Below are 19,188 nucleotides of genomic sequence, written 5' to 3'. Positions count from 1 at the left end.
CAGGGGAGAAGGAACGGCAGATGCGCTCAGTTCGCCCAGGGCTTGGTCAGCGCCAGCTTCACCGCGCGCACGCCGGGCATCGCGCGCAGGCGTGAGGGCAGGTCCGCGTCTGCGCGGATCGACTGGGTGCCGTTGAGGTCGAGCGAACCTGCGGCGCCGTGTTTCACCAGCAGATCCATGCGGATGGGCGTGGGTCCGGGGCGATGCGTGGCCAGCAGCGCATCGACGCGCTGCATCGTTCCCGGTTCGCGCAGGTCCAGGCGCAGTGACAGGCGCTGTGCATGCTTCTCGCAGATCTGCTCGAAGCTCCAGCAGCGCGATGCGCGCAGGGCGAAACCGCCGCTGAAACTGTCCTCTCGCAGGCCGCCCTGGATCACCAGCAACCGGTCGCGCGACAGCAACGGCGCGTAGTCGCTGTAGGTCTCGGCGAAGAAGGCGCATTCGATGCGGCCGCGGCCGTCCTCGATCTGCACGAACATCTGGCTGTCGCCCTTCTTGCGCAGGCCAACGACGAGACCGGCGACGACCGTCTCCACTTCCTGTCGCCAGCTGCCGCGCTGCTCTGGGCGGTTCTCCCAGATCTTCTCCAGGGCGCCGAGGTCGTTGCCGATCAGCCCGCGCACTTCGTCGCGATAGGGGTCGAACGGATGGCCGCTGAGGTAATGCCCCAGCGTTTCGCGCTCGCCGTGCAGGATCTGCGTGAGCGGCCACTCGTCGGTTTCGGGCAGGTCCAGGTGCAGCGCGGGCGCGGCGGTTTCGAAGCTGCCGAACAGCGAGACCTGTCCGGCTTCGCGCTCCTTGGCCAGCTGGTCGGTCGCCTTGAGCACTTCCGGCAGCTGCAGCATCAGGCTGGCGCGGTTCTTCCCCAGCTTGTCGAGCGCGCCGGCCTGCGTCAGCGCTTCCATCGCGCGACGGTTGAGCTTGCCGCTGTCCACGCGCTTGCAGAAATCCAGCAGGTCTTCGAACGGGCCTGCGCGTCGCGCCTCGACGATCGCCTCGCAGGCGCCGCGACCGACGCCCTTCACCGCGCCGATGCCGTAGCGGATCGTGTTCGCGTCCTTGGCTTCGAACATGTACGCCGACTCGTCCACGTCCGGACGCAGCACGGTCAGGCCCATCACGCGGCATTCGTCGAGGAAGCTGGTCACCTTGTCGGTGTTGTCCATGTCCGAGGACAGCACCGCAGCCATGAACTCGGACGGGTAGTGCACCTTCAACCACGCCGTCTGGTACGCGACCAGGGCGTAGGCGGCCGAGTGCGACTTGTTGAAGCCGTACTCGGCGAACTTCTCCATCAGGTCGAAGATCGGCGAGGCCTGCCTCGCATCGATGCCGCGCTCGGCGCAGCCGGTCTCGAACTTGGCGCGTTCCTTCGCCATCTCCTCGGGCTTCTTCTTGCCCATCGCGCGACGCAGCATGTCGGCGCCGCCGAGCGTGTAGCCCGCCAACACCTGCGCGATCTGCATCACCTGTTCCTGGTAGACGATGACGCCGTAGGTCGGCGACAGCACCGGTTCCAGTGACGGATGCGGATACGTGACTTCGGTATGGCCGTGCTTGCGGTCCACCCATTCGCGGTCCATCCCCGAGCCCAGCGGGCCGGGACGGAACAGCGCGGCGAGCGCGATGATGTCCTCGAAGGTGTCGGGTTTTGCGCGCTTGAGCAGCTCGCGCATGCCGCGCGATTCGAACTGGAACACCGCGACCGTGTCGCCGCGCGCGAACAGCTCGTAGCTGGCCTTGTCGTCCAGTTCCAGCGCGGCGATGTCGAGCGGTGCCTGGCCCTCGGCATGGCGCCGCTTGTTGATGGCCTTGACCGCCCAGTCGATGATCGTGAGCGTGCGCAGGCCCAGGAAGTCGAACTTCACCAGGCCGACGGCTTCGACGTCGTCCTTGTCGAACTGCGTGACCGGATTCTTGCCGCGGCCTTCGCCGTCGTGTTCGGCGAACAGCGGGCAGAAGTCGCTGAGCGGACTGGGCGCGATCACCACGCCGCCGGCGTGCTTGCCGGCGTTGCGCGTGAGGTCTTCCAGACTGCGCGCCAGGTCCACCAGGTCGCGCACGTCTTCTTCGCTGTGGTAGCGCTGGATGAGGTCGGGCGAGGTGAGCGTGTTGTCCTGTTTCGAGGCCTCCGACTCGCCCATCGCATCGTCCAGGCTGATGCCCAGCGTGTTCGGGATGAGCTTGGCGATGCCGTCGACGAAACCGTACGGGTGCCCCAGCACGCGGCCGGAGTCGCGCACCACGGCCTTCGCGGCCATGGTGCCGTAGGTGATGATCTGCGAGACGCGGTCGCGGCCGTACTTGCGCGCGACGTAGTCGATGACCTCGTCGCGGCGGTCCATGCAGAAGTCGATGTCGAAGTCGGGCATCGACACGCGTTCGGGGTTGAGGAACCGCTCGAACAGCAGGTCGTAGGGCAACGGATCCAGGTCCGTGATGCCCAGTGCCCACGCGACCAGTGAACCGGCACCGGAACCACGCCCCGGACCGACCGGGATGTCGTGGTCCTTGGCCCAGTTGATGAAGTCCGCCACGATCAGGAAGTAACCGGGGAACCCCATCTTGATGATGACGTCCAGTTCCACGTCCAGGCGCGCGTCGTAGTCCTCGCGCGTCTTGTCGGGGGCGAGCGGGTTCTTCTCGAGGCGCTTGGCCAGGCCGTCGCGTGCCGTGCCGCGCAGCCAGCTTTCGATGGTGTGTTCGCTGGGCACCGGGAACGCGGGCAGCGCGTATTCGCCGAGCTTCATCTCGACGTTGCAACGCATGGCCAGCGCGAATGCGTTGTCGATCGCGTCGGGCACGTCGGCGAACAGTGCCTGCATGTCCTCGGAGGACTTCAGGTACTGCTCGGCGCTGTAGTCCTTCGGGCGCTTGGGGTCGTCGAGCACGCGGCCCGAGGCGATGCATACGCGCGCCTCGTGCGCGTCGAAGCCTTCGGCATCGAGGAAGCGCACGTCGTTGCTGGCGATGAGCGGCAGCGAACGCGCGGCCGAAGCGTGCAGCGCGAAGGCGTTGAAGACGTCCTCACCGTCGCGGCCGGTGCGGGTGAGTTCCAGATGCAGGCGTTCGCCGAACACGCTGCGCCAGTCCATCAGCCATGCTTCGGCCAGCTCGTGGCGGTGGCCCATGGCCAGGCGCCCGGCGAGGCTGCCGCGGCCGGCCAGCGCGAACAGCCCGGTGTTGTCCTCGCGCAGCCATTCCGGGCGCAGGGCGACGCCGTCGGTGCGGTGGCCCTCCATCCAAGCGCGCGACAGCAGGCGCGACAGCGTGAGGTAGCCGGTGCGGTCGCGGCACAGCAGGGTCATGCGCGAGGCGGCTTCGTTGCCGTCGGCCAGGCCGACGTCGGCGCCGAGGATCGGCTTCAGTCCCGCGCCCTCGGCCGCCTTGTAGAACTTCACCGCGGCGAACAGGTTGTCCACGTCGGTCAACGCCACGGCCGGCTGGCCGAGCTTGACGCAGCGCTTGACCATCTCGCCGATACGGATCGTCGAGTCGGCGAGCGAATATTCGCTGTGGAGATGGAGGTGGACGAAGGGAACTGCTGGCATGCCGGACGCAGGTTAGCAGCCCGGCGGGTGGCGGCGAAGTCTTGTTATTTGCAGGGGATTGGGGGCGGGGGCTGGGGGCTTGCGGCATTCATCCTCAAGTGACCAGCCCGTCTTCCCCAGCCTGCGGATCACGACACCTGGAACAGTCGTGTCGGCAGGTTCCACGGCGCGTAATGCTGTTCGCGCACCCACAGCAGGTGCTGCCACAGCGCCAGTTCGTCCATGCGATCGCGCACCCACGCGGCACGACGCTCCGGCGGGTCGCCGGTGGGGTGGGCCAGGCGGCGGTACGCGCAGTAGTCGCGGTAATCCTCGACGTCCTCCGCGAACGCGGGCCAGGCCAGTTCGATCAGCAGCACGTCGTCGAGCTGGCCCAGCAGGGGCGTGCGATCGGCGATCAGGTCGTCCTCGCGGTCGATGTAGGCCAGCAGTCTGTCGATGCGTGCGCGCACCGCGTCGTGCACGTCCCAGTCCGGGTCGGCGAGCATCGCGCGCAGTTCGTGCACGCGCTGCAGGCGCGAGTCGATGACCTGGTGCGCATCGTCGGTGGGCTGGCGGATCAGCCAGGACGCCAGCTGCTGCAGCCGATCGTTGTTCACGCGCGGCGCGTCGGCATGGATCTCGTGCAACAGCTGGTCGAACTGAACGACCGCGCGATCGGACAGCGGAATCGCCTCGAGGTCGGGCGCCGCCATGCCGCTGTACAGGTGATCGAAGGGCAGGGGCTGCGCAGTCGGGGTGGGATGGAACATGCGCATGACGCACCTCGCTTCCGGCCGCGGTCGCGACGCACGCGGCGGCCGGCGGTGCCGCGCGAGCCCTTTTCGGATTCCCTGATGATGCGCCACGCCCGGTACATGTCCCGTGCATGCGCCGCGTTCAGGTGCGCAAGGGAGGCCGAGCGGATCTTTGGTCATTCCCTGGCGCCGCGGCGGCTGGCCATCAGACCCTCACGAAGCGAAAGGGCCGCGCGATGGCGGCCCTTTCTTCGTGCGGTGCGGCGGTGTGTGCGCCGCACCGCGATGGGCGAATCGAACCGCTCAATGCACCCGGAACATCGCGGGCGAGGACGACAGGTAGCTGCTCTCGCGGATACGGCGCTCGTGTTCGGCCAGCACCGCCGCTTCGAAACGGACCTGCTCGTAGTCGGCCCGGTTGAAGCTGTAGTCCGACGGGCGGTGACCGCGCATGCGGGCTTCCTGACTGCGCACGCGGCAGTAGTCGAGGTAGTCGTCCACCTCGGCGGCCAGCACCGGCCAGGCGGCCTCGACCACGATCGCATCGTCCAGGCGACCGACCATCGGCAGCCAGTCGGGGATCAGGTCGTCGCGGCTGCGGGCGTAGTCGACGATGGCCGCGGCGGTCTCGGTGGCTTCGTTGGCCGGCTGCCACTGGCGGTCGCCGAGCAGCTGTTCCACGGCGGCGATCCAGCGCAGGCGCTGGCGGATGCACGGCGGCGACGTGTCCGGGCGGCCCGGACGGCACAGTTCGCGGGCGGCCGAGGCGAGCTGGTCGGTTTCCAGCTCATGGCCACCGACCCGGGCCAGGAAGGCGTTGAAGCGGTCCACTTCGGCGGTGTCCAGCTGGAAGCCGTTGATGCAACGGCGGCGGGCGGGGCCTTCGAAGGGCTTGGCCAGGATGGACGGCAGCGGGTTGGAGGAAGAGAAAAGGGCGTTCATGACGGTCTCCGGGGAAGGGTCTGGCACCGTTTTTTCCGGCGCCCAGACAGGTTCCACCGCCCCCGGGCTTGAGTCATGATGGCCGGGCGCGCCTTTCCTCATCGTCCGCTCAGGTTGATGAGGTCGCCATGAGGTTTTGCCGATGGACACCCTCAGGACGGCAGGCCAAGGCGGGCCTACGGCCGAGAGCTACCGTTTCGATGACATCGTCGTGGACGCCACGGCGCATGTCCTGCTGCGCGCCGGTGTCCCGCAGACGGTGGAGCCCAAGGCCTTCTCGGTCCTGTTGATCCTGCTGCGCCGGGCCGGTGAGCTGGTCGGTCGGGACGACCTGCTCGACCAGGTCTGGGGCCATCGGCACGTCACCCCGGGCGTGCTGACCCGGGTCATCGCCCAGCTGCGCAGCGCCCTGGGGGACGACTCGCACCATCCGCGCTACATCCAGACCCAGCACGCGCTGGGCTACCGGTTCATCGGCGAGCTGCTGGCAGACGAAGCGCCGCCGGAGGAAGCCGGGTCCGGGGCCGTGCCGTCTGCCCCGGCGATCGCACGGCCCCAGGCGACGACCGTCTCCGCACCCGTGCCGGAAACGCCGGAGATTCACCCTCACGCCGCCGCCGAGGCCGCCGCCAGCGAGCGGCTCCACGCCGAGGTCGCGCGCCATGCCCGCCGATGGCCGTGGCTGCTCGCCGCGGGGGTATTGGTGGCCGCGGCGGTGGCGACCTGGCTGCCGCAATGGCGGGGCGGGGCATTGCACGCGGCCGAGCCGTCGATCGCCGTGCTTCCGTTCACAACGCTCAGCGACCGCACCGACGACCGCTACTTCGCCGAAGGCCTGGCCACGGAAATGCACTCGGCCCTGGCTGGCGTGCACGGCCTGAAGGTCGCGACGTGGTTGCCGCCCGATGCCGTGAAGGGTGCCGACGCGAAGACGATGGGCGAGCGCCTGGGCGTGGCGACGGTGCTCGACGCGAGCGTGCGCCGCGACCACGACCGCGTGCGCATCAGTGCGCGACTGTCGGACACACGCACCGGCTACACGCTGTGGAGCCGTACCTACGAGCACGACGTCGCCGATGTGTTCGCCACGCAGAGCGACATCGCCCAGCAGGTCGTGACCGCGCTGATCGGTGTGCTGCCTGACTCCGGCGAAGGCCTGCGCCGGCGCCTGCACCCCACGCAGAACGTGGCGGCATTCGACGCTTATCTGCGAGGCGTGCAGTCGCTGCTCGTGGGCGAGTCGGACAACGCCATCGCTTCGTTCCGCACCGCGCTGGATGGCGACAGCAGCTTCGCGCGCGCGCAGGCGGGCATCTGCCAGGCCGAGATCGACCGGTTCGAAGCGATGCGGGGCGCCGATGCGTTCGACAACGCGCGCCTGGCCTGCGAACGCGCGCAGAAGATGGACCCGACGATGGGCACGGTGAAGCTCGCCCTGGGCGACCTGTACCGCGTGCGCGGCGAGTTGCGTCGCGCGCGCGAGTTCTACACCAGCGCCAAGGACGACCCGGAGGTCGCCTCCAACGCCATCGTGGGGTTGGCCGAGCTCGAATCCGTGCAGGGCCATCACGAGCGCGCCATCGAGCTGTTCGGCAAGGCGTTGCAGGTCAGCCCGGGCAACGCGTACGCGTGGAGCACGATGGCCTGGGAGCAGTACCAGAACGACGACCTGCCGGCCGCGATCGAGTCGTCCAAGCGTGCGCTCGAACTGCGACCGGAGCGCTCGGTGCTGTGGGCCGCGCTGGGCTTCTATCACCTCACCAACGGCGATACCGCCGAATCGGAGAAGGCGCTGCAGCAATCCAACGCGCTGGAGCCCAACTATGCGGCGACGGCCAACCTCGCCACGCTGAAGTACCAGACGGGCGACTACGCCGCGGCGGCGGCGATGTACCGGCAGGCCACGCAACTGGATCCGGGCGACTTCTATCCCTGGGGCTATCTCGGCGATGCGCTCATTGCCGATCCGTCGGCCGGCAATGCGCGCGACGCCTTCCGCGAGGCCGCTACGCGCGCACGTCGCTACACGGCGGTCCGCCACGACGACGCCAAGGCCATCGCTGCGCTGGCCTGGTACCTCACCAACCTGGACGAACGCGACGACGTGCAGAACCTGATGCGCCGCGCCGAATCGCTCGGCACGGCGAAGGGCGAGGTCGCGTTGCTCAACGCGCAGACATGGACCGCGCTTGGCGACCGCGAGAACGCGCGCCGCTGCGTGGAAACCGCGCGCGCGAACGGCATCGGCGCCGCGTTGATCGATACCAATTACGTGCTGCGTCGCGCCGGACTGGCCCGGCAGTAACAGCGCGTTCAAAGCGTCCGTCCGCCGCTGGTGCGTGGAGGACATTCCCCCAAGGAGAACGATATGCAAGGTCCGAAGCTTGAAGCGCGTTATGTGAGCAAAACGCACCTGCGCGTGGAGCTAGACGTGCACGAAATGCCGGATTCGCTGGAGATTGTCTGCCGGTACATGGGGCCCGCGGACGGCGGCGGCACGCCGGTCAAGCCGCCCAAGAAGGTCGAGGTGATCACGGAGATACCGCCCATCCCACGACCGAAAGGGTGACGAATCGTCCTGGAGCACAGCCGTCCCGTGGACGGCAGGGGCAGGCGTCCCCCGGCGCCGGCCCGACGCCATGGATCAGGGCATGAAGCAGGAGTACGACATGGCGAAGCAAGACGAACGTCCGACCAACACCAAACCATCGGGCCCGCAGGAGAACAGCGGCGGTACCAGCACCAAGCCGACCAAGAAGGCGATGGACGCCACCGAACCGTTGGAAGAGGAGGAAGAGGAAGAGTAGGGACGGATGCCCTGCGTCGAACCTTCGCGCCGGCGGCTTACTGCGCCGGCGCGGAGAGGAGCGTCGCTTCCATCGCTGCCGTTTCGCGCAGTGCCAGTCGCACCGGTTCGAAACTGCGGCGGTGTTCCGGGCACGGGCCGTGCGCGGCCAGTGCGGCCAGGTGTACGGGCGTGCTGTATCCCTTGTGCTGGTCGAATCCGTACAGCGGGAACTGCTCGTGCAGGCGGCGCATGTAACGGTCGCGCGCGACCTTGGCCAGGATGGACGCGGCCATGATCGAACGGTCGCGCGCATCGCCTCCGATCCATGCTTCGGCAAGGCAGGGCAGGCCGCGCGGCAACGCGTTGCCGTCGACGCGGGCGACGTCGATGGCGTGGCTCACGCAGGTGATCGCGCGCTGCATGCCGGTCATCGTCGCCTGGTAGATGTTGATGCGGTCCACTTCCTCGGCCGCGACGAATTCGATATGCCACACGACCGCGCGTTCGACGATGCGTTCGTAGAGCGCTTCGCGTCGTTCCGCGGTGAGTGCCTTCGAATCGTCCAGTCCGTTGACCGGCGTGCGCCCCGGCGCGAACACGACCGCGGCCACCACCACCGGTCCGGCCAGCGGCCCGCGTCCGGCTTCGTCCACGCCAGCCACGCGCAACGGCGCGCCGTCGCGACGTGCACCCAGGTCCAGCGGAAGCTGGGAACCGTCATGGCCCATGGCGCGCCTCAAGCAGTTCGGCGACGGCATCGGCCGCGCTGGCCGACGCGTTGCGACGCAGTTGCTCGTGCAACGCGCGGAAGCGCGGTTGCAGTGCGGCCGCGGCGGCCGGGTCGTGCAGCCAGCGGGTGACGGCGGCGCTGAGGTTTTCCGGCGTGCAGTCGTGCTGCATCAGTTCGGGTACCACTTCTTCGCCGGCCAATACGTTGGGCAGCGTGTAGTGCGCCACTTTCAGCAGGCCAAGCCCCTTCACCAGCGAGTAGGTGAGTGGCGCGACCTTGTAGCCCACCACCATCGGACGCTTGGCCAGCATGGCCTCCAGCGTGGCGGTGCCCGAAGCAAGCAGGATCACGTCGCTGGCGATCATCAGCGTGCGTGCCTGTCCGGAGATCACGCGCAACGCGCTGCTCAGGCGCACGCTGTCCGGATGCGCCGCGAGGACGCGGCGGAATGCGGCGTGCGCGTGTTCGTTCGCCATCGGAACGACGACCTGGAGCGTGGCGTCGGCATCCAGCAGGCGCGCGGCGGCGGACAGGAAATCGGGCCCGAGGCGTTCGATTTCGCCCACGCGCGAGCCCGGAAGCAGTGCGAGCACCGGCCGCTGCAGGTCCAGGCCGAGTCGTTCGCGGGCGGCGTCGCGGTCGGGGTCCAGCGGCATCTCGTCGGCGAGCGGATGGCCGACGAAGCGCGCATCGACACCGTGGCGCGCGTAGATCGCCGGTTCCATCGGGAACAGGCACAGCACGCGGTCGGCACTGCGCCCGATCTTCTCGGCGCGCTTCTCGCGCCAGGCCCATACCGACGGACTGACGTAATGCACCGTCCGGAAGCCGCGCTCGCGCAGCCACTTTTCCATGCCGAGGTTGAAGTCGGGCGCGTCGATGCCGACGAACACGTCCGGCTGCCATTGCAGCAGGCGCTCGCGGAAGGCGCGGCGCAGGCGCAACAGGCGTGGCAGATGGCGCAGCACTTCGGCCAGTCCCATCACCGCCAGCTCGGAGGCATCGAACCAGGCGTCGAGCCCCGCGGCGCGCATCTGGTCGCCACCGATGCCGGCGAACTCCGCATCGGGGAATCGTTGCCGCAGTTGCTGGACCAGGCCCGCACCGAGCAGGTCGCCGGACGCTTCGCCCGCGCACAGCGCGATGCGGAACGGCCGGGGATTCGAGGCGGGCGATTCGGGGAGGGTCAAGTCGGACTCGCGTGCGTGGGATACGGCGCAGCCGTCGTGGAATCGATGATAAGCCCTGGGTGCGCGGCGCGCGCCGGCGATGCGACGCGGCCGGAAGGGTGCATCGCGTTCAGCGCAGCAGCGGTCGTTCGCCAGCGTCGATGAACTCGAGGAACGCGCGTGCGTCGTCGCTGCCCGAAGCCAGCTCGGCCAGCTTGGCGCGCGATTCCTCCAGCGACGCGCCGGACATGTACAGCGCCCGGTACGCACGCTTGATGGCGCCGATGCGGTCGGCATCGAAACCACGGCGCTTGAGGCCTTCGCTGTTGATGCCGCGCGGGCGGCCGTATCCGTCCTGCGCCACCATCACGAACGGCGGCACGTCGCCGTTGACCAGCGCGCCCATGCCGATGAAGGCGTGCGCACCGACGCGGCAGAACTGGTGGATGCCCGCGAAGCCGCTGAGGATGACGTGGTTGCCGATCTCGACGTGGCCCGCCAGCGTGGCGTTGTTGGAGAACACGCAGTGGTTGCCGACCATGCAGTCGTGCGCCACGTGCGTGTAGGCCAGCAGCCAGTTGTCGTTGCCGATGCGGGTGATGCCGCCACCGGTGCCGGTGCCGCGGTTGATGGTGCAGAACTCGCGGAACAGGTTGCGGTCGCCGATTTCCAGCTCCACGTGCTCGCCGTGGAATTTCTTGTCCTGCGGTTCGCCACCGATGGCGCAATGGCCGATGAAGCGGTTGTCGCGGCCGATGCGGGTCGGGCCCTGCACGCTGCAGTGCGGACCGAAGACCGTGTTCTCACCGACCTCGACGTCGTTGCCGATGTAGCAGAACGCGCCGACCTGCACGCCGGCGGCCAGACGTGCGCCCGGTTCGACGACGGCACTGGGATGGATGCGCGGTTCGTTCATGGCTCAGCTCTTGGCTTCGGCGCAGACGACCTCGGCGCAGGCGACCTGCTCGCCGTTGACGCTGGCGACGCCGGTATAGATGGCCACGTTGCGGATGACGCGCTTGATCGTCACTTCCAGGTCCAGCCGGTCGCCCGGCACGACCATCTTCGAGAACTTCGCGTTGTCGATCTTCACCAGGTAGAACAGCCGGCCATCGGCCGTGCTCTGGTTCGACAGCTGGGTCAGCACGCCACCGGCCTGCGCCAGCGCCTCGACCACCAGCACGCCCGGCATCACCGGATGCCCCGGGAAATGGCCCTGGAAATAGGGCTCGTTGCAGGTGACGTTCTTGTAGGCCAGCACGCGCTTGTGCGGCTCGAACTCGACCACGCGGTCCACCAGCAGGAACGGATAGCGGTGCGGCAGCAGGGTCTGGATCGTGTTGACGTCGAGGGGCAGTTGCACGTTGTGGGTCATGGGATTCCTTGCTCGCGCATGCCGCGTCGTTGCACGGCATGTCCGGTGCCGGGCGGAGGCCCGGTTTTGTCAGGGGCGAATCGTACCGCGACTGGCGCGCCTGCGCCCCCCGACGGCGGTGTACGGTCAGTCGTCGCTGCGGCCGCCGACGCGGCGGGCGAGGGTGTCGAGCTGCTTGAACCGGGCGGCGTTCTTGCGCCAGCTGCGGTTGTCCATCAGCGGCGTGCCGGAGGAATACTCGCCGGGTTCGCGGATGGAACTGGTGACCAGGCTCATCGCCGTCACCGTGACCTTGTCGCAGATTTCCAGGTGCCCCACCACGCCGGCGCCACCACCGATCAGGCAGTAGCGACCGATCTTCGCGCTGCCGGCGGCCGCAGAGCAGCCGGCCATCGCGCTGTGGGCGCCGATGATCACGTTGTGGCCGATCTGGATCTGGTTGTCGAGGCGGACGTCCTCCTCGAGCACGGTGTCCTCGATCGCACCGCGGTCGATGCAGGTGTTGGCGCCGATCTCGCAATCGTCGCCGACGACCACGCCGCCCAGTTGCGGCACGTTGAGCCAGCGCCCGCCTTCCATCGCAAGGCCGAAGCCGGCAGCGCCGAGCACCGCGCCCGGATGGATCACCACGCGCTGCCCCAGGCGCACCCGCGTGACCAGCGTGACACGGGCGACCAGCTCGGTGGCGGCGCCGACCACGCAGTCATCGCCGACGACGCAGCCGGGGCCGATGATCGCGCCGGCTTCGACGCGACTGCGCGCGCCGATGCTGACGAACGGCCCGACATGCGCCGAGGGATCGACGAAGGCGGAAGCATCGATGACGGCCGACGCATGCACGCCGGGTTCGCGCACCGGACGCGGTTCGAACAGGGCGGAGATCTTCGCGAACGCGGCGTAGGGATCGCGCGCGATCAACGCGGTGCCGGCGTATCCCTGTGCATCGTCCTCGCGCATGACGACCACGCCCGCGCGGCTTTCGGCCAGTTGGCCGCGGTACTTCGGATTGGCGAGGAACGCCAGCTGCGAAGCCTGCGCGCGCGCCAGCGTGCCGACGCCGTCGACGCGGACGTCGCCGCCGTGCAGGCGCAGGCCGAAGCGCTGCGCCAGGTCGCCGGCGGTGAAGGAACTAGGCTGCATGGAACCCGTGCGCCCGCCGGATCAGAACGTGCCGCCGAAGGTGAACTGCAGACGTTCCAGTTCGTCGGCCTGCTGGATCAGCGTGCCGTCCGTGTCGTAGACAGCGTCCTGCTTCTTGATCGGGAAGGCGTAGCTGATCGAGATCGGACCCATCGGCGAGCGCCACATCAGCGCGATACCCGTCGAAGCGCGCAGCTCGCCGGCGTCGAAGGAGTCGTAATCCTTGTACACGTTGCCCACGTCGACGAACGCCGAGACGCGCGCGGCCGGCGTGTCCAGCAGGGTCGGGAAATACATTTCCAGCGAGCCGACCGTCTTGAACGCGCCACCCAGCGGCTGGTTGAACTCGCGCGGACCCAGCGTGTTGTCGGTGAAGCCACGCACCGAGCGCACACCACCGGCGTAGAAGTTCTCGAAGAACGGCAGGCCGTCGGCGGTGACGGTGCGGATGTAGTCGGCGGAACCCGGCGGGCAGGTGTAGTTGCCCGCGGTCCTGCAGATGTCGCGGGTGACGGCATCGCCGTAGCTGTCGCCGTAGCCCAGTTCGGCGCGGGTGTTGAGCACCAGGTGGCGCGACAGCGGCCAGAACTTGGAGATGTTGTAGTTGAGCTTGTAGTACTCGACGGTCGAGCCCGGCAGCGTGGTTTCCAGCCACACGCGCTGCTGCATGCCGCGGGTCGGCGTGAGGAAGCTGTCCAGCGAGTTGCGACCCCAGCCGATCTCCGCGCGCCAGGCGTGGAAGGTCTGCTGGTCGAGCGCGAGGATGTAATCCACGATGCTCGGCGGCGTGGAGCCCGGGAACACCATGATCTCGTTGGTGTCGATGCCCAGCAGTGCGGTGACCGTGTCGGTTTCGGTGATCGGCAGGCCGAACACCGCCTGCGCGGCGCCGCTGTTGGTCGAGTACTGCGCGGTGTTGAAGTCGGAGTAGTCGAGTTCGCGCCACCACAGGTTGTAGCCCAGCGACAGTCCGTTGTCGGTGAAGTACGGATTGCGGAACGAGAAGTCGTAGCGCTGCATGTAGTCGTTGCGCTGCGCCTGCACCGACACCTGGTTACCGCTGCCCAGGAAGTTGGTCTGCGACAGCTGCACCTGCGCGGTCAGGCCGGACAGCTGCGAGAAGCCCAGGCCGAAGACGAAGCTGCCCGACGTGGTTTCCTTCAGGTTGAAGACCACGTCGACCTGGTCGCTGGTGCCGGCCACGGGCGTGGTCTCGACATCGACGGTCTCGAAGTAGCCCAGCTGCTGGAGGCGGATCTTGGAGCGGTCGATGGCGGCCTGCGAATACCAGGAACCTTCGAACTGGCGCATCTCGCGACGGATGACCTCGTCGCTGGTGCGGTTGTTGCCCTTGTAGACGATGCGGCGCACGTTGACGCGCGGGCCGGGCACGACCTGCATGTTGATGCCGACCGTCTTGTCCTCGCGGTTGACCTCGGGGATCGGGTTGACCTGCGCGAACGCGTAACCGATGTTGCTCAGCGTCGCGGTGATCGAGTCGGAGCTGATCTCCAGCAGGCGGCGGGAGAAGATCTGGCCTTCCCTCACCAGCACCATGCGCTCGATCTGCTCCTTCGGCAGGATCGTGTCGCCGGTCACCTTCACGCTGGAGACCTTGTACTGGTCGCCCTCGGTGATGCCCGCGCTGAGGAACATGTCCTGGCGGTCGGGGCTGATCGAGACCTGCGTGGAGTCCACGGCGAAGTCGACGTAGCCGCGGTCCAGGTACCAGGAGTTGAGCTTTTCCAGGTCACCCGAGAGCTTCTCGCGCGAGTACTGGTCGTCGCGGCGATACCAGCTGAGCCAGTTGTGCTCGCGCGATTCCCACGTCTCCAGGATGTCCTCGTCGGCGAACTTCTCGTTGCCGATCAGGTTGACGTGGCGGATCTTGGCGGCCTTGCCTTCCTTGACGGCGATGGTCACGTCGACGCGGTTGCGGTCCAGGCGCGACACCGTCGGGGTGATCTCGACGTTGTACTTGCCGCGGTTGTTGTACTGGCGCGTCAGTTCCTGCGTCACTCGGTCCAGGGCGAGGCGGTCGAACGTGTCGCCTTCGGACAGGCCGGCTTCCTTCAGGCCCTTGAGCAGGTCCTCGGTCTTGATGTCCTTGTTGCCGGTCAGCGTGAGCTTGTTGATCGCCGGACGCTCGGTCACGGTGACCACGAGGATCGTGCCCTGGTGGCCGACCTTGATGTCCTCGAAGAAGCCGGTCTTGTAGAGCGCGCGGATCGCGTCGCCGATCCGGGAGGAGTCGACCGTGTCGCCGCGCTCGATCGGCAGGTAGGTAAACACCGTACCGGCCGAGATGCGCTGCAGGCCGTCGATGCGGATGTCGCTGACGGTGAACGAACCTGCCACGGCCGTCTCGGGCGCTGCCGCCAGCGAGAACGGGTCGGCCGACTGCGCCAGCGCGGGCATGGCGGTCGAGCCCAGCGCCGAGAACAGGGCGAGGGCGAGCAGGCGGCGATTAGGGGTTCGCGTCATTAGTGCGTCCGGTTGAGGGTCGTGTTGGCCCGGGGCCGGGCGTCGGTTCGAGGCAGGGGCGTGTCGGCGCAAGCAGGTAACCGGCATCAGCGCACCAGGTTGTTCATGATGTCGTTGTAGAACGCCAGGCCCATCAAACCGGCGATCAGTGCCAGGCCCACGTATTGCCCGGCCGCCATCGCGCGTTCGCTGACCGGGCTGCCTTTGACCAGCTCGATAAGGTAATACAGCAGGTGACCGCCGTCCAAGATCGGGATCGGCAGCAGGTTCAGGATGCCCAGGCTGAGCGAGAGCATCGCCAGCAACTGCAGGAACCACCCGGCACCGTGCTGGGCCGACATGTTGGCGGCGCGCGCGATGGTGATCGGGCCGGCGACGGTGTTCTGCACCGACACGCGACCGCTGAAAGCGCGGCCGATCATGGCGAAAAGTTCGTTGGCCTGGTGCACGCCCTCGCGCACCGCGGCGGGTACGGCGGCCACCGGGCCATAGCGCAGCACGGCGTCCTTGGCCGGCTCCTGCGGAACCGCGGGGCCGATGCCCAGTCCCCAGTCCGTTTCGCCGGTGGGCTTCTTGATCCTGCGCGGCGCGAGCTCCAGCGCGAGGCGGTCGTCCTTGCGCTGCACTTCGATCATCGCGCTGCCACCGCGTTCGCCGAGCTTGCGTACCAGTGCGGGGATGTCGTCGAAGGAGGTCACCGGTTCGCCGTCGATGGCGAGGATGCGATCGCCTTCGGCCAGCACGCCCCATGCCGGCGTGTCCGGCAGGACGCGTCCGATCAGTGCGGGCATCAGCAGGTGGCGCGGGGTGATGCCGATGGCTTCGACCGCGCGGCGTTCGTCGAACGAATCGGGCAGCTTGGACAGCGCGAGCGTGCGCGTGGCTTCGTCGCCCAGCACGGTGCGCACGCGCACCTTCGTGTCGGCATGGTCCAGCGCAGCCGGAATCAGCGCGAGCTGCACCTCGCTCCAGGTCGGCGTGGGGCGGTCGTCCACCGCGAGCACGGTATCGCCCGCATGCAGGCCGCCGCTGGCGGCGATGCCCTGCGCCTCGCCCACGACGGGCGCGTAGTCGGGGCGGCCGACCACGAACATCGTCCAGAACAGCGCGACGCACAGGATGAGGTTGGCCAGCGGTCCGGCGATCACGATCGCGATGCGCTTCCACACGCTCTGGCGGTTGAACGCCTGGTCGACCAGGTTCGCCGGCACGGTGCCTTCGCGCTCGTCGAGCATCTTGACGTAGCCGCCCAGCGGGATCGCGGCGATGACGTATTCGGTGCCGTCCTTGCCGCGGCGCATCCACAGCGGCCGGCCGAAGCCGACCGAGAAGCGCAGCACCTTGACGCCGCAACGGCGGGCGACCCAGTAGTGGCCGAACTCGTGGAAGGTGACCAGCACGCCGAGGGCGACGATCAGCCACCAGATTGAGCCGATGAACTCACTCATGACGATGTTGGCTCTGGGCGGAGATCATGCGCGGGCAGCGACGCTCTGGTCGGCATGGCGACGCGCCCGGGTATCGGCGTCTCGCAGGGCCGCCAGCGACGTCGCCGGGGTGGAGGGGAGCGCGGCGAGGGTGTCCTCGACCAGCGCGGGTATCGCTAGGAAACCGATACGGCGCTGAAGAAAGGCTGAAACCGCGACCTCGTTGGCGGCATTCAGCACCGCCGGTGCGGTTCCGCCGGCGGCCAGCGCCTCGAAGGCCAGTCGCAGGCACGGAAAGGCCTCCAGGTCCGGCGGCTCGAAGTCCAGGCGGCCGTGGGTCAGCATGTCCAGCCCGGCCACGCCGGAGGCCATCCGTTCGGGCCAGCCGAAGCCCACCGCCAGCGCCGTGCGCATGTCGGGCAGGCCCAGCTGGGCGAGGGTGGAGCCATCGATGAATTCGACCAGCGAGTGCACCAGGCTCTGCGGGTGCACCAGCACCTGGATGCGGTCGCCGTCCACGCCGAACAGGTGATGGGCCTCGATGACCTCCAGGCCTTTATTCATCAGCGTGGCCGAGTCGACCGAGATCTTCGGCCCCATCGACCACTTCGGGTGCGCGACGGCCTGCTCGGGCGTGACGGCGCCCAGCTCCTCGCGACGGCGGCCGCGGAACGGGCCGCCTGAGGCGGTGAGGAGAATGCGCTTGAGGCCGGCATGCGCATGCGCGTCCGGCAGGCACTGGAAGATGGCGTTGTGCTCGCTGTCGACGGGCACGATGGTCGCGCCGCCGGCGTGTGCGGCCTGCATCAGCAGTTCGCCGGCGAGCACCAGCGATTCCTTGTTGGCCAGCAGGATGCGCTTGCCCGCATGTGCGGCGGCCAGCGTGGAGGACAGACCCGCGGCGCCGACGATCGCGGCCACCACGGTGTCGCAGGCGTCGCCGGACACCAGTGCGTCCAGGGCTTCTTCGCCGCAATGCGCCTGCGTGGCCAGTCCTGATTCGCGCAGGCCGTCGCGCAGCGCGACGAAGCCCGCGGCATCGGCGATCACGGCATGTTCGGGCACATGGCGCCGGCACAGTTCGAGCAGCGCGGCCACGTTGCTGCCCGCGGCCAGCACGCAGGCGCGCAGGCGATCGGGATGGCGCGCGATGACGTCCAGCGCGGATGCGCCGATCGAACCTGTAGCTCCCAGTACGGCAACGCGACGCATGCTCAGAAGCCCAATACCGCCTTGCCCAGCGCGAACACCGGCAGTGCGGCGAGCACGCCATCCACGCGGTCCAGGATGCCGCCGTGACCCGGGATGAGATTGCCCGAATCCTTCACCCCGGCATGGCGCTTGAGCAGGCTCTCGAACAGATCGCCGACCACCGAGAACAGCACCGCCACCAGGGCGACCAGCGCCACCGCGGGCAGCTGCCCTGGCGTGGCACCGGCGAAGAGGGCGAAGGCGATGCCCACGACCACGCCCGCGACCACGCCGCCGGCGAGGCCTTCGAGCGTCTTGTTGGGGCTGATGCGCGGCGCCAGCCGGCGCGCACCGAAGATGCGTCCGCCGAGCTTGCGACCGGCGAAGTAGGCGCCGCTGTCGGCGGCCCAGACGATGGCCAGCGCGGTCAGCAGCCAGCGGTGGCCGGCGGGCTGGCTGGCATGGATCCAGGCCAGCGCGCACCACGCCGGGATCACGCTCAGCGCACCCGCGGCAAGCTTGAAGACGCGTGCGTGGGTGTCGTGGTCGCTGGCGAACTCATAGCGACCCAACCAGAACAGTGCCAGCAGCCACCACACCACGCCGATGACCACGGCCAGCTGGAACAGCACCATGCTGTAACCGCTGCTCGAACGCGACGCCCAGACCAGCGCGACCATGACCGCCAGATGCGCCACCAGCAGCACCGAGCGCGCCAGCGTGTCCTCGATGTCGGCCAGGTCGAACCACTCCCACAAGCCAGCCAGGAACACGACCGCGGCCAGGGCCACCATCCACGGCGTGGGCAGCAGCAGGATCGCGGCGATCGCGAGCGGCGCCATCACCAGCGCGGCGAGCAGGCGGGTTCGGGTCATTCAGAGGTCTCGTGGGTCGGGGCCTGCGTCACCTGGGCACCGGTCAGGCCAAAACGGCGCTGCCGGCCGGCATAGTCGTCCAGGGCGCGCTGCAGTGTGGCGGCATCCAGTTCGGGCCACAACAGGTCCGTGAACCACAGTTCCGTGTAGGCCAGCTGCCACAGCAGGAAGTTGCTGATGCGGGTTTCGCCGCCGGTGCGGATGAACAGATCCGGCGCGGGCAGGTCGGCCAGACAGATGCGGGAACCCAGGGCGCGTTCGTCGATCTCGTCCGGGTCCAGATGGCCGGCGGCAACGTCCTGCGCCAGCGAACGCGCTGCCTGGGCGATGTCCCAGCGGCCGCCGTAGCTGGCGGCGATGGTGAGGTGGAGGCGGGTGTTGGCGCGGGTGCGGTCCTCGGCGGACTGCATCTGCGCGCGGATCGCGGTGTTGAAGCGTTCGCGCTCGCCGATGAAACGGATGCGCACGCCGCGACGTTCGAGTTCGTCGACCTCGCGCTCCAGCGCGCCGAGGAAGAGCTTCATCAGCGCGCCCACCTCGTCCTCGGGGCGGCCCCAGTTCTCGCTGGAAAACGCGAACAGGGTCAGCGCCTCGATGCCACGATCCAGGCAGAAGTCGATGCACACGTTGACCGCACGCGCGCCGGCGCGATGGCCGATGGCGCGCGGGCGCCGGCGACGCTCCGCCCAGCGGCCGTTGCCGTCCATGATGACGGCAAGATGGCGCGGGACGCGGATCTCGGGGGCGGATTCGGACGACATGACGGGACGAACAGACCC

Annotated in this window: 16 protein-coding genes; 3 read left to right on the top strand and 13 right to left on the bottom strand. The window is 68.4% G+C overall.

Annotation, left to right across the window (positions count from 1 at the left end; all coding sequences use genetic code 11):
* Positions 1-26: 26 nt before the first annotated feature.
* The 3 genes from dnaE to QLQ15_RS16455 form a co-directional block, all read right to left on the bottom strand.
* Entirely contained in the window at positions 27-3,551 is a 3,525-nt protein-coding gene (gene dnaE / locus QLQ15_RS16465) for a DNA polymerase III subunit alpha (protein WP_283213824.1), read from the bottom strand.
* A gap of 128 nt (positions 3,552-3,679) precedes the next feature.
* The gene (locus QLQ15_RS16460) at positions 3,680-4,303 is read right to left on the bottom strand and encodes a hypothetical protein (RefSeq protein WP_283213823.1); all 624 of its coding nucleotides are present in this window, start codon (positions 4,301-4,303) and stop codon (positions 3,680-3,682) included.
* Positions 4,304-4,591: 288 nt separating this feature from the next.
* Positions 4,592-5,230 (bottom strand): DUF1232 domain-containing protein, encoded by a 639-nt coding sequence (locus tag QLQ15_RS16455; protein ID WP_283213822.1) that lies wholly within the window; start codon positions 5,228-5,230, stop codon positions 4,592-4,594.
* Positions 5,231-5,372: 142 nt separating this feature from the next.
* Between QLQ15_RS16455 and QLQ15_RS16450 the strand changes: the two genes are divergently transcribed.
* The 3 genes from QLQ15_RS16450 to QLQ15_RS16440 all read left to right on the top strand — a co-directional run bounded on the left by QLQ15_RS16450 (position 5,373) and on the right by QLQ15_RS16440 (position 8,037).
* Entirely contained in the window at positions 5,373-7,535 is a 2,163-nt protein-coding gene (locus tag QLQ15_RS16450) for a winged helix-turn-helix domain-containing protein (protein WP_283213821.1), read from the top strand.
* Between the two features lie 63 nt (positions 7,536-7,598).
* The gene (locus tag QLQ15_RS16445; protein WP_283213820.1) at positions 7,599-7,799 is read left to right on the top strand and encodes a hypothetical protein; all 201 of its coding nucleotides are present in this window, start codon (positions 7,599-7,601) and stop codon (positions 7,797-7,799) included.
* A 100-nt stretch (positions 7,800-7,899) separates the two neighbouring features.
* The gene (locus tag QLQ15_RS16440; RefSeq protein ID WP_283213819.1) at positions 7,900-8,037 is read left to right on the top strand and encodes a hypothetical protein; all 138 of its coding nucleotides are present in this window, start codon (positions 7,900-7,902) and stop codon (positions 8,035-8,037) included.
* Between the two features lie 37 nt (positions 8,038-8,074).
* On the opposite strand, the gene rnhB is transcribed toward QLQ15_RS16440, so the two are convergent.
* From rnhB to uppS, 10 genes are all read right to left on the bottom strand, one after another.
* On the bottom strand, positions 8,075-8,746 hold the full coding sequence (rnhB, locus tag QLQ15_RS16435; RefSeq protein ID WP_283213818.1) for a ribonuclease HII: 672 nt from the start codon (positions 8,744-8,746) through the stop codon (positions 8,075-8,077).
* Positions 8,736-9,938 carry a lipid-A-disaccharide synthase gene (lpxB, locus tag QLQ15_RS16430; protein ID WP_283213817.1) on the bottom strand — a complete coding sequence of 401 codons (1,203 nt, stop codon included), beginning with the start codon at positions 9,936-9,938 and terminating at the stop codon, positions 8,736-8,738. Before lpxB ends, rnhB begins: the two co-directional genes overlap by 11 nt.
* Before the next feature lie 109 nt (positions 9,939-10,047).
* A complete protein-coding gene (gene lpxA, locus QLQ15_RS16425) occupies positions 10,048-10,833 on the bottom strand; it encodes an acyl-ACP--UDP-N-acetylglucosamine O-acyltransferase (RefSeq protein ID WP_283213816.1) in 786 nt (261 codons plus the stop codon).
* A gap of 3 nt (positions 10,834-10,836) precedes the next feature.
* Positions 10,837-11,292, bottom strand: coding sequence for a 3-hydroxyacyl-ACP dehydratase FabZ (fabZ, locus tag QLQ15_RS16420; RefSeq protein WP_283213815.1), 456 nt, complete (start codon positions 11,290-11,292; stop codon positions 10,837-10,839).
* Positions 11,293-11,418: 126 nt separating this feature from the next.
* Positions 11,419-12,432, bottom strand: coding sequence for a UDP-3-O-(3-hydroxymyristoyl)glucosamine N-acyltransferase (gene lpxD, locus QLQ15_RS16415; RefSeq protein WP_283213814.1), 1,014 nt, complete (start codon positions 12,430-12,432; stop codon positions 11,419-11,421).
* Positions 12,433-12,453: 21 nt separating this feature from the next.
* Positions 12,454-14,916 (bottom strand): outer membrane protein assembly factor BamA, encoded by a 2,463-nt coding sequence (gene bamA / locus QLQ15_RS16410; RefSeq protein ID WP_283213813.1) that lies wholly within the window; start codon positions 14,914-14,916, stop codon positions 12,454-12,456.
* Between the two features lie 86 nt (positions 14,917-15,002).
* Complete coding sequence (rseP, locus tag QLQ15_RS16405) at positions 15,003-16,364, bottom strand: RIP metalloprotease RseP (protein WP_283213812.1); 1,362 nt, start codon at positions 16,362-16,364, stop codon at positions 15,003-15,005.
* Positions 16,365-16,388: 24 nt separating this feature from the next.
* A complete protein-coding gene (locus QLQ15_RS16400) occupies positions 16,389-17,555 on the bottom strand; it encodes a 1-deoxy-D-xylulose-5-phosphate reductoisomerase (protein ID WP_432277828.1) in 1,167 nt (388 codons plus the stop codon).
* Positions 17,556-17,557: 2 nt separating this feature from the next.
* Complete coding sequence (locus QLQ15_RS16395; RefSeq protein WP_283213811.1) at positions 17,558-18,409, bottom strand: phosphatidate cytidylyltransferase; 852 nt, start codon at positions 18,407-18,409, stop codon at positions 17,558-17,560.
* A complete protein-coding gene (gene uppS / locus QLQ15_RS16390; protein ID WP_283213810.1) occupies positions 18,406-19,170 on the bottom strand; it encodes a polyprenyl diphosphate synthase in 765 nt (254 codons plus the stop codon). The genes QLQ15_RS16395 and uppS overlap by 4 nt, the downstream gene beginning before the upstream one ends.
* Positions 19,171-19,188 lie beyond the last annotated feature (18 nt).

It is taken from the genome of Lysobacter stagni (assembly GCF_030053425.1).
GTDB classification, from domain to species: Bacteria; Pseudomonadota; Gammaproteobacteria; order Xanthomonadales; family Xanthomonadaceae; genus Lysobacter_J; species Lysobacter_J stagni.
Note: the sequence above shows the minus strand (reverse complement) of the source record. Positions and strands in the feature narration are given on the sequence as shown.

Coding starts and splice junctions, on each gene's coding strand:
- QLQ15_RS16455 (WP_283213822.1), bottom strand. CDS start 5,230: ATGAACGCCCTTTTCTCTTCCTCCAACCCGCTGCCGTCCATCCTGGCC.
- rseP (WP_283213812.1), bottom strand. CDS start 16,364: ATGAGTGAGTTCATCGGCTCAATCTGGTGGCTGATCGTCGCCCTCGGC.
- fabZ (WP_283213815.1), bottom strand. CDS start 11,292: ATGACCCACAACGTGCAACTGCCCCTCGACGTCAACACGATCCAGACC.
- uppS (WP_283213810.1), bottom strand. CDS start 19,170: ATGTCGTCCGAATCCGCCCCCGAGATCCGCGTCCCGCGCCATCTTGCC.
- QLQ15_RS16440 (WP_283213819.1), top strand. CDS start 7,900: ATGGCGAAGCAAGACGAACGTCCGACCAACACCAAACCATCGGGCCCG.
- QLQ15_RS16400 (WP_432277828.1), bottom strand. CDS start 17,555: ATGCGTCGCGTTGCCGTACTGGGAGCTACAGGTTCGATCGGCGCATCC.
- QLQ15_RS16395 (WP_283213811.1), bottom strand. CDS start 18,409: ATGACCCGAACCCGCCTGCTCGCCGCGCTGGTGATGGCGCCGCTCGCG.
- lpxA (WP_283213816.1), bottom strand. CDS start 10,833: ATGAACGAACCGCGCATCCATCCCAGTGCCGTCGTCGAACCGGGCGCA.
- lpxD (WP_283213814.1), bottom strand. CDS start 12,432: ATGCAGCCTAGTTCCTTCACCGCCGGCGACCTGGCGCAGCGCTTCGGC.
- QLQ15_RS16445 (WP_283213820.1), top strand. CDS start 7,599: ATGCAAGGTCCGAAGCTTGAAGCGCGTTATGTGAGCAAAACGCACCTG.
- rnhB (WP_283213818.1), bottom strand. CDS start 8,746: ATGGGCCATGACGGTTCCCAGCTTCCGCTGGACCTGGGTGCACGTCGC.
- bamA (WP_283213813.1), bottom strand. CDS start 14,916: ATGACGCGAACCCCTAATCGCCGCCTGCTCGCCCTCGCCCTGTTCTCG.
- QLQ15_RS16450 (WP_283213821.1), top strand. CDS start 5,373: ATGGACACCCTCAGGACGGCAGGCCAAGGCGGGCCTACGGCCGAGAGC.
- QLQ15_RS16460 (WP_283213823.1), bottom strand. CDS start 4,303: ATGTTCCATCCCACCCCGACTGCGCAGCCCCTGCCCTTCGATCACCTG.
- dnaE (WP_283213824.1), bottom strand. CDS start 3,551: ATGCCAGCAGTTCCCTTCGTCCACCTCCATCTCCACAGCGAATATTCG.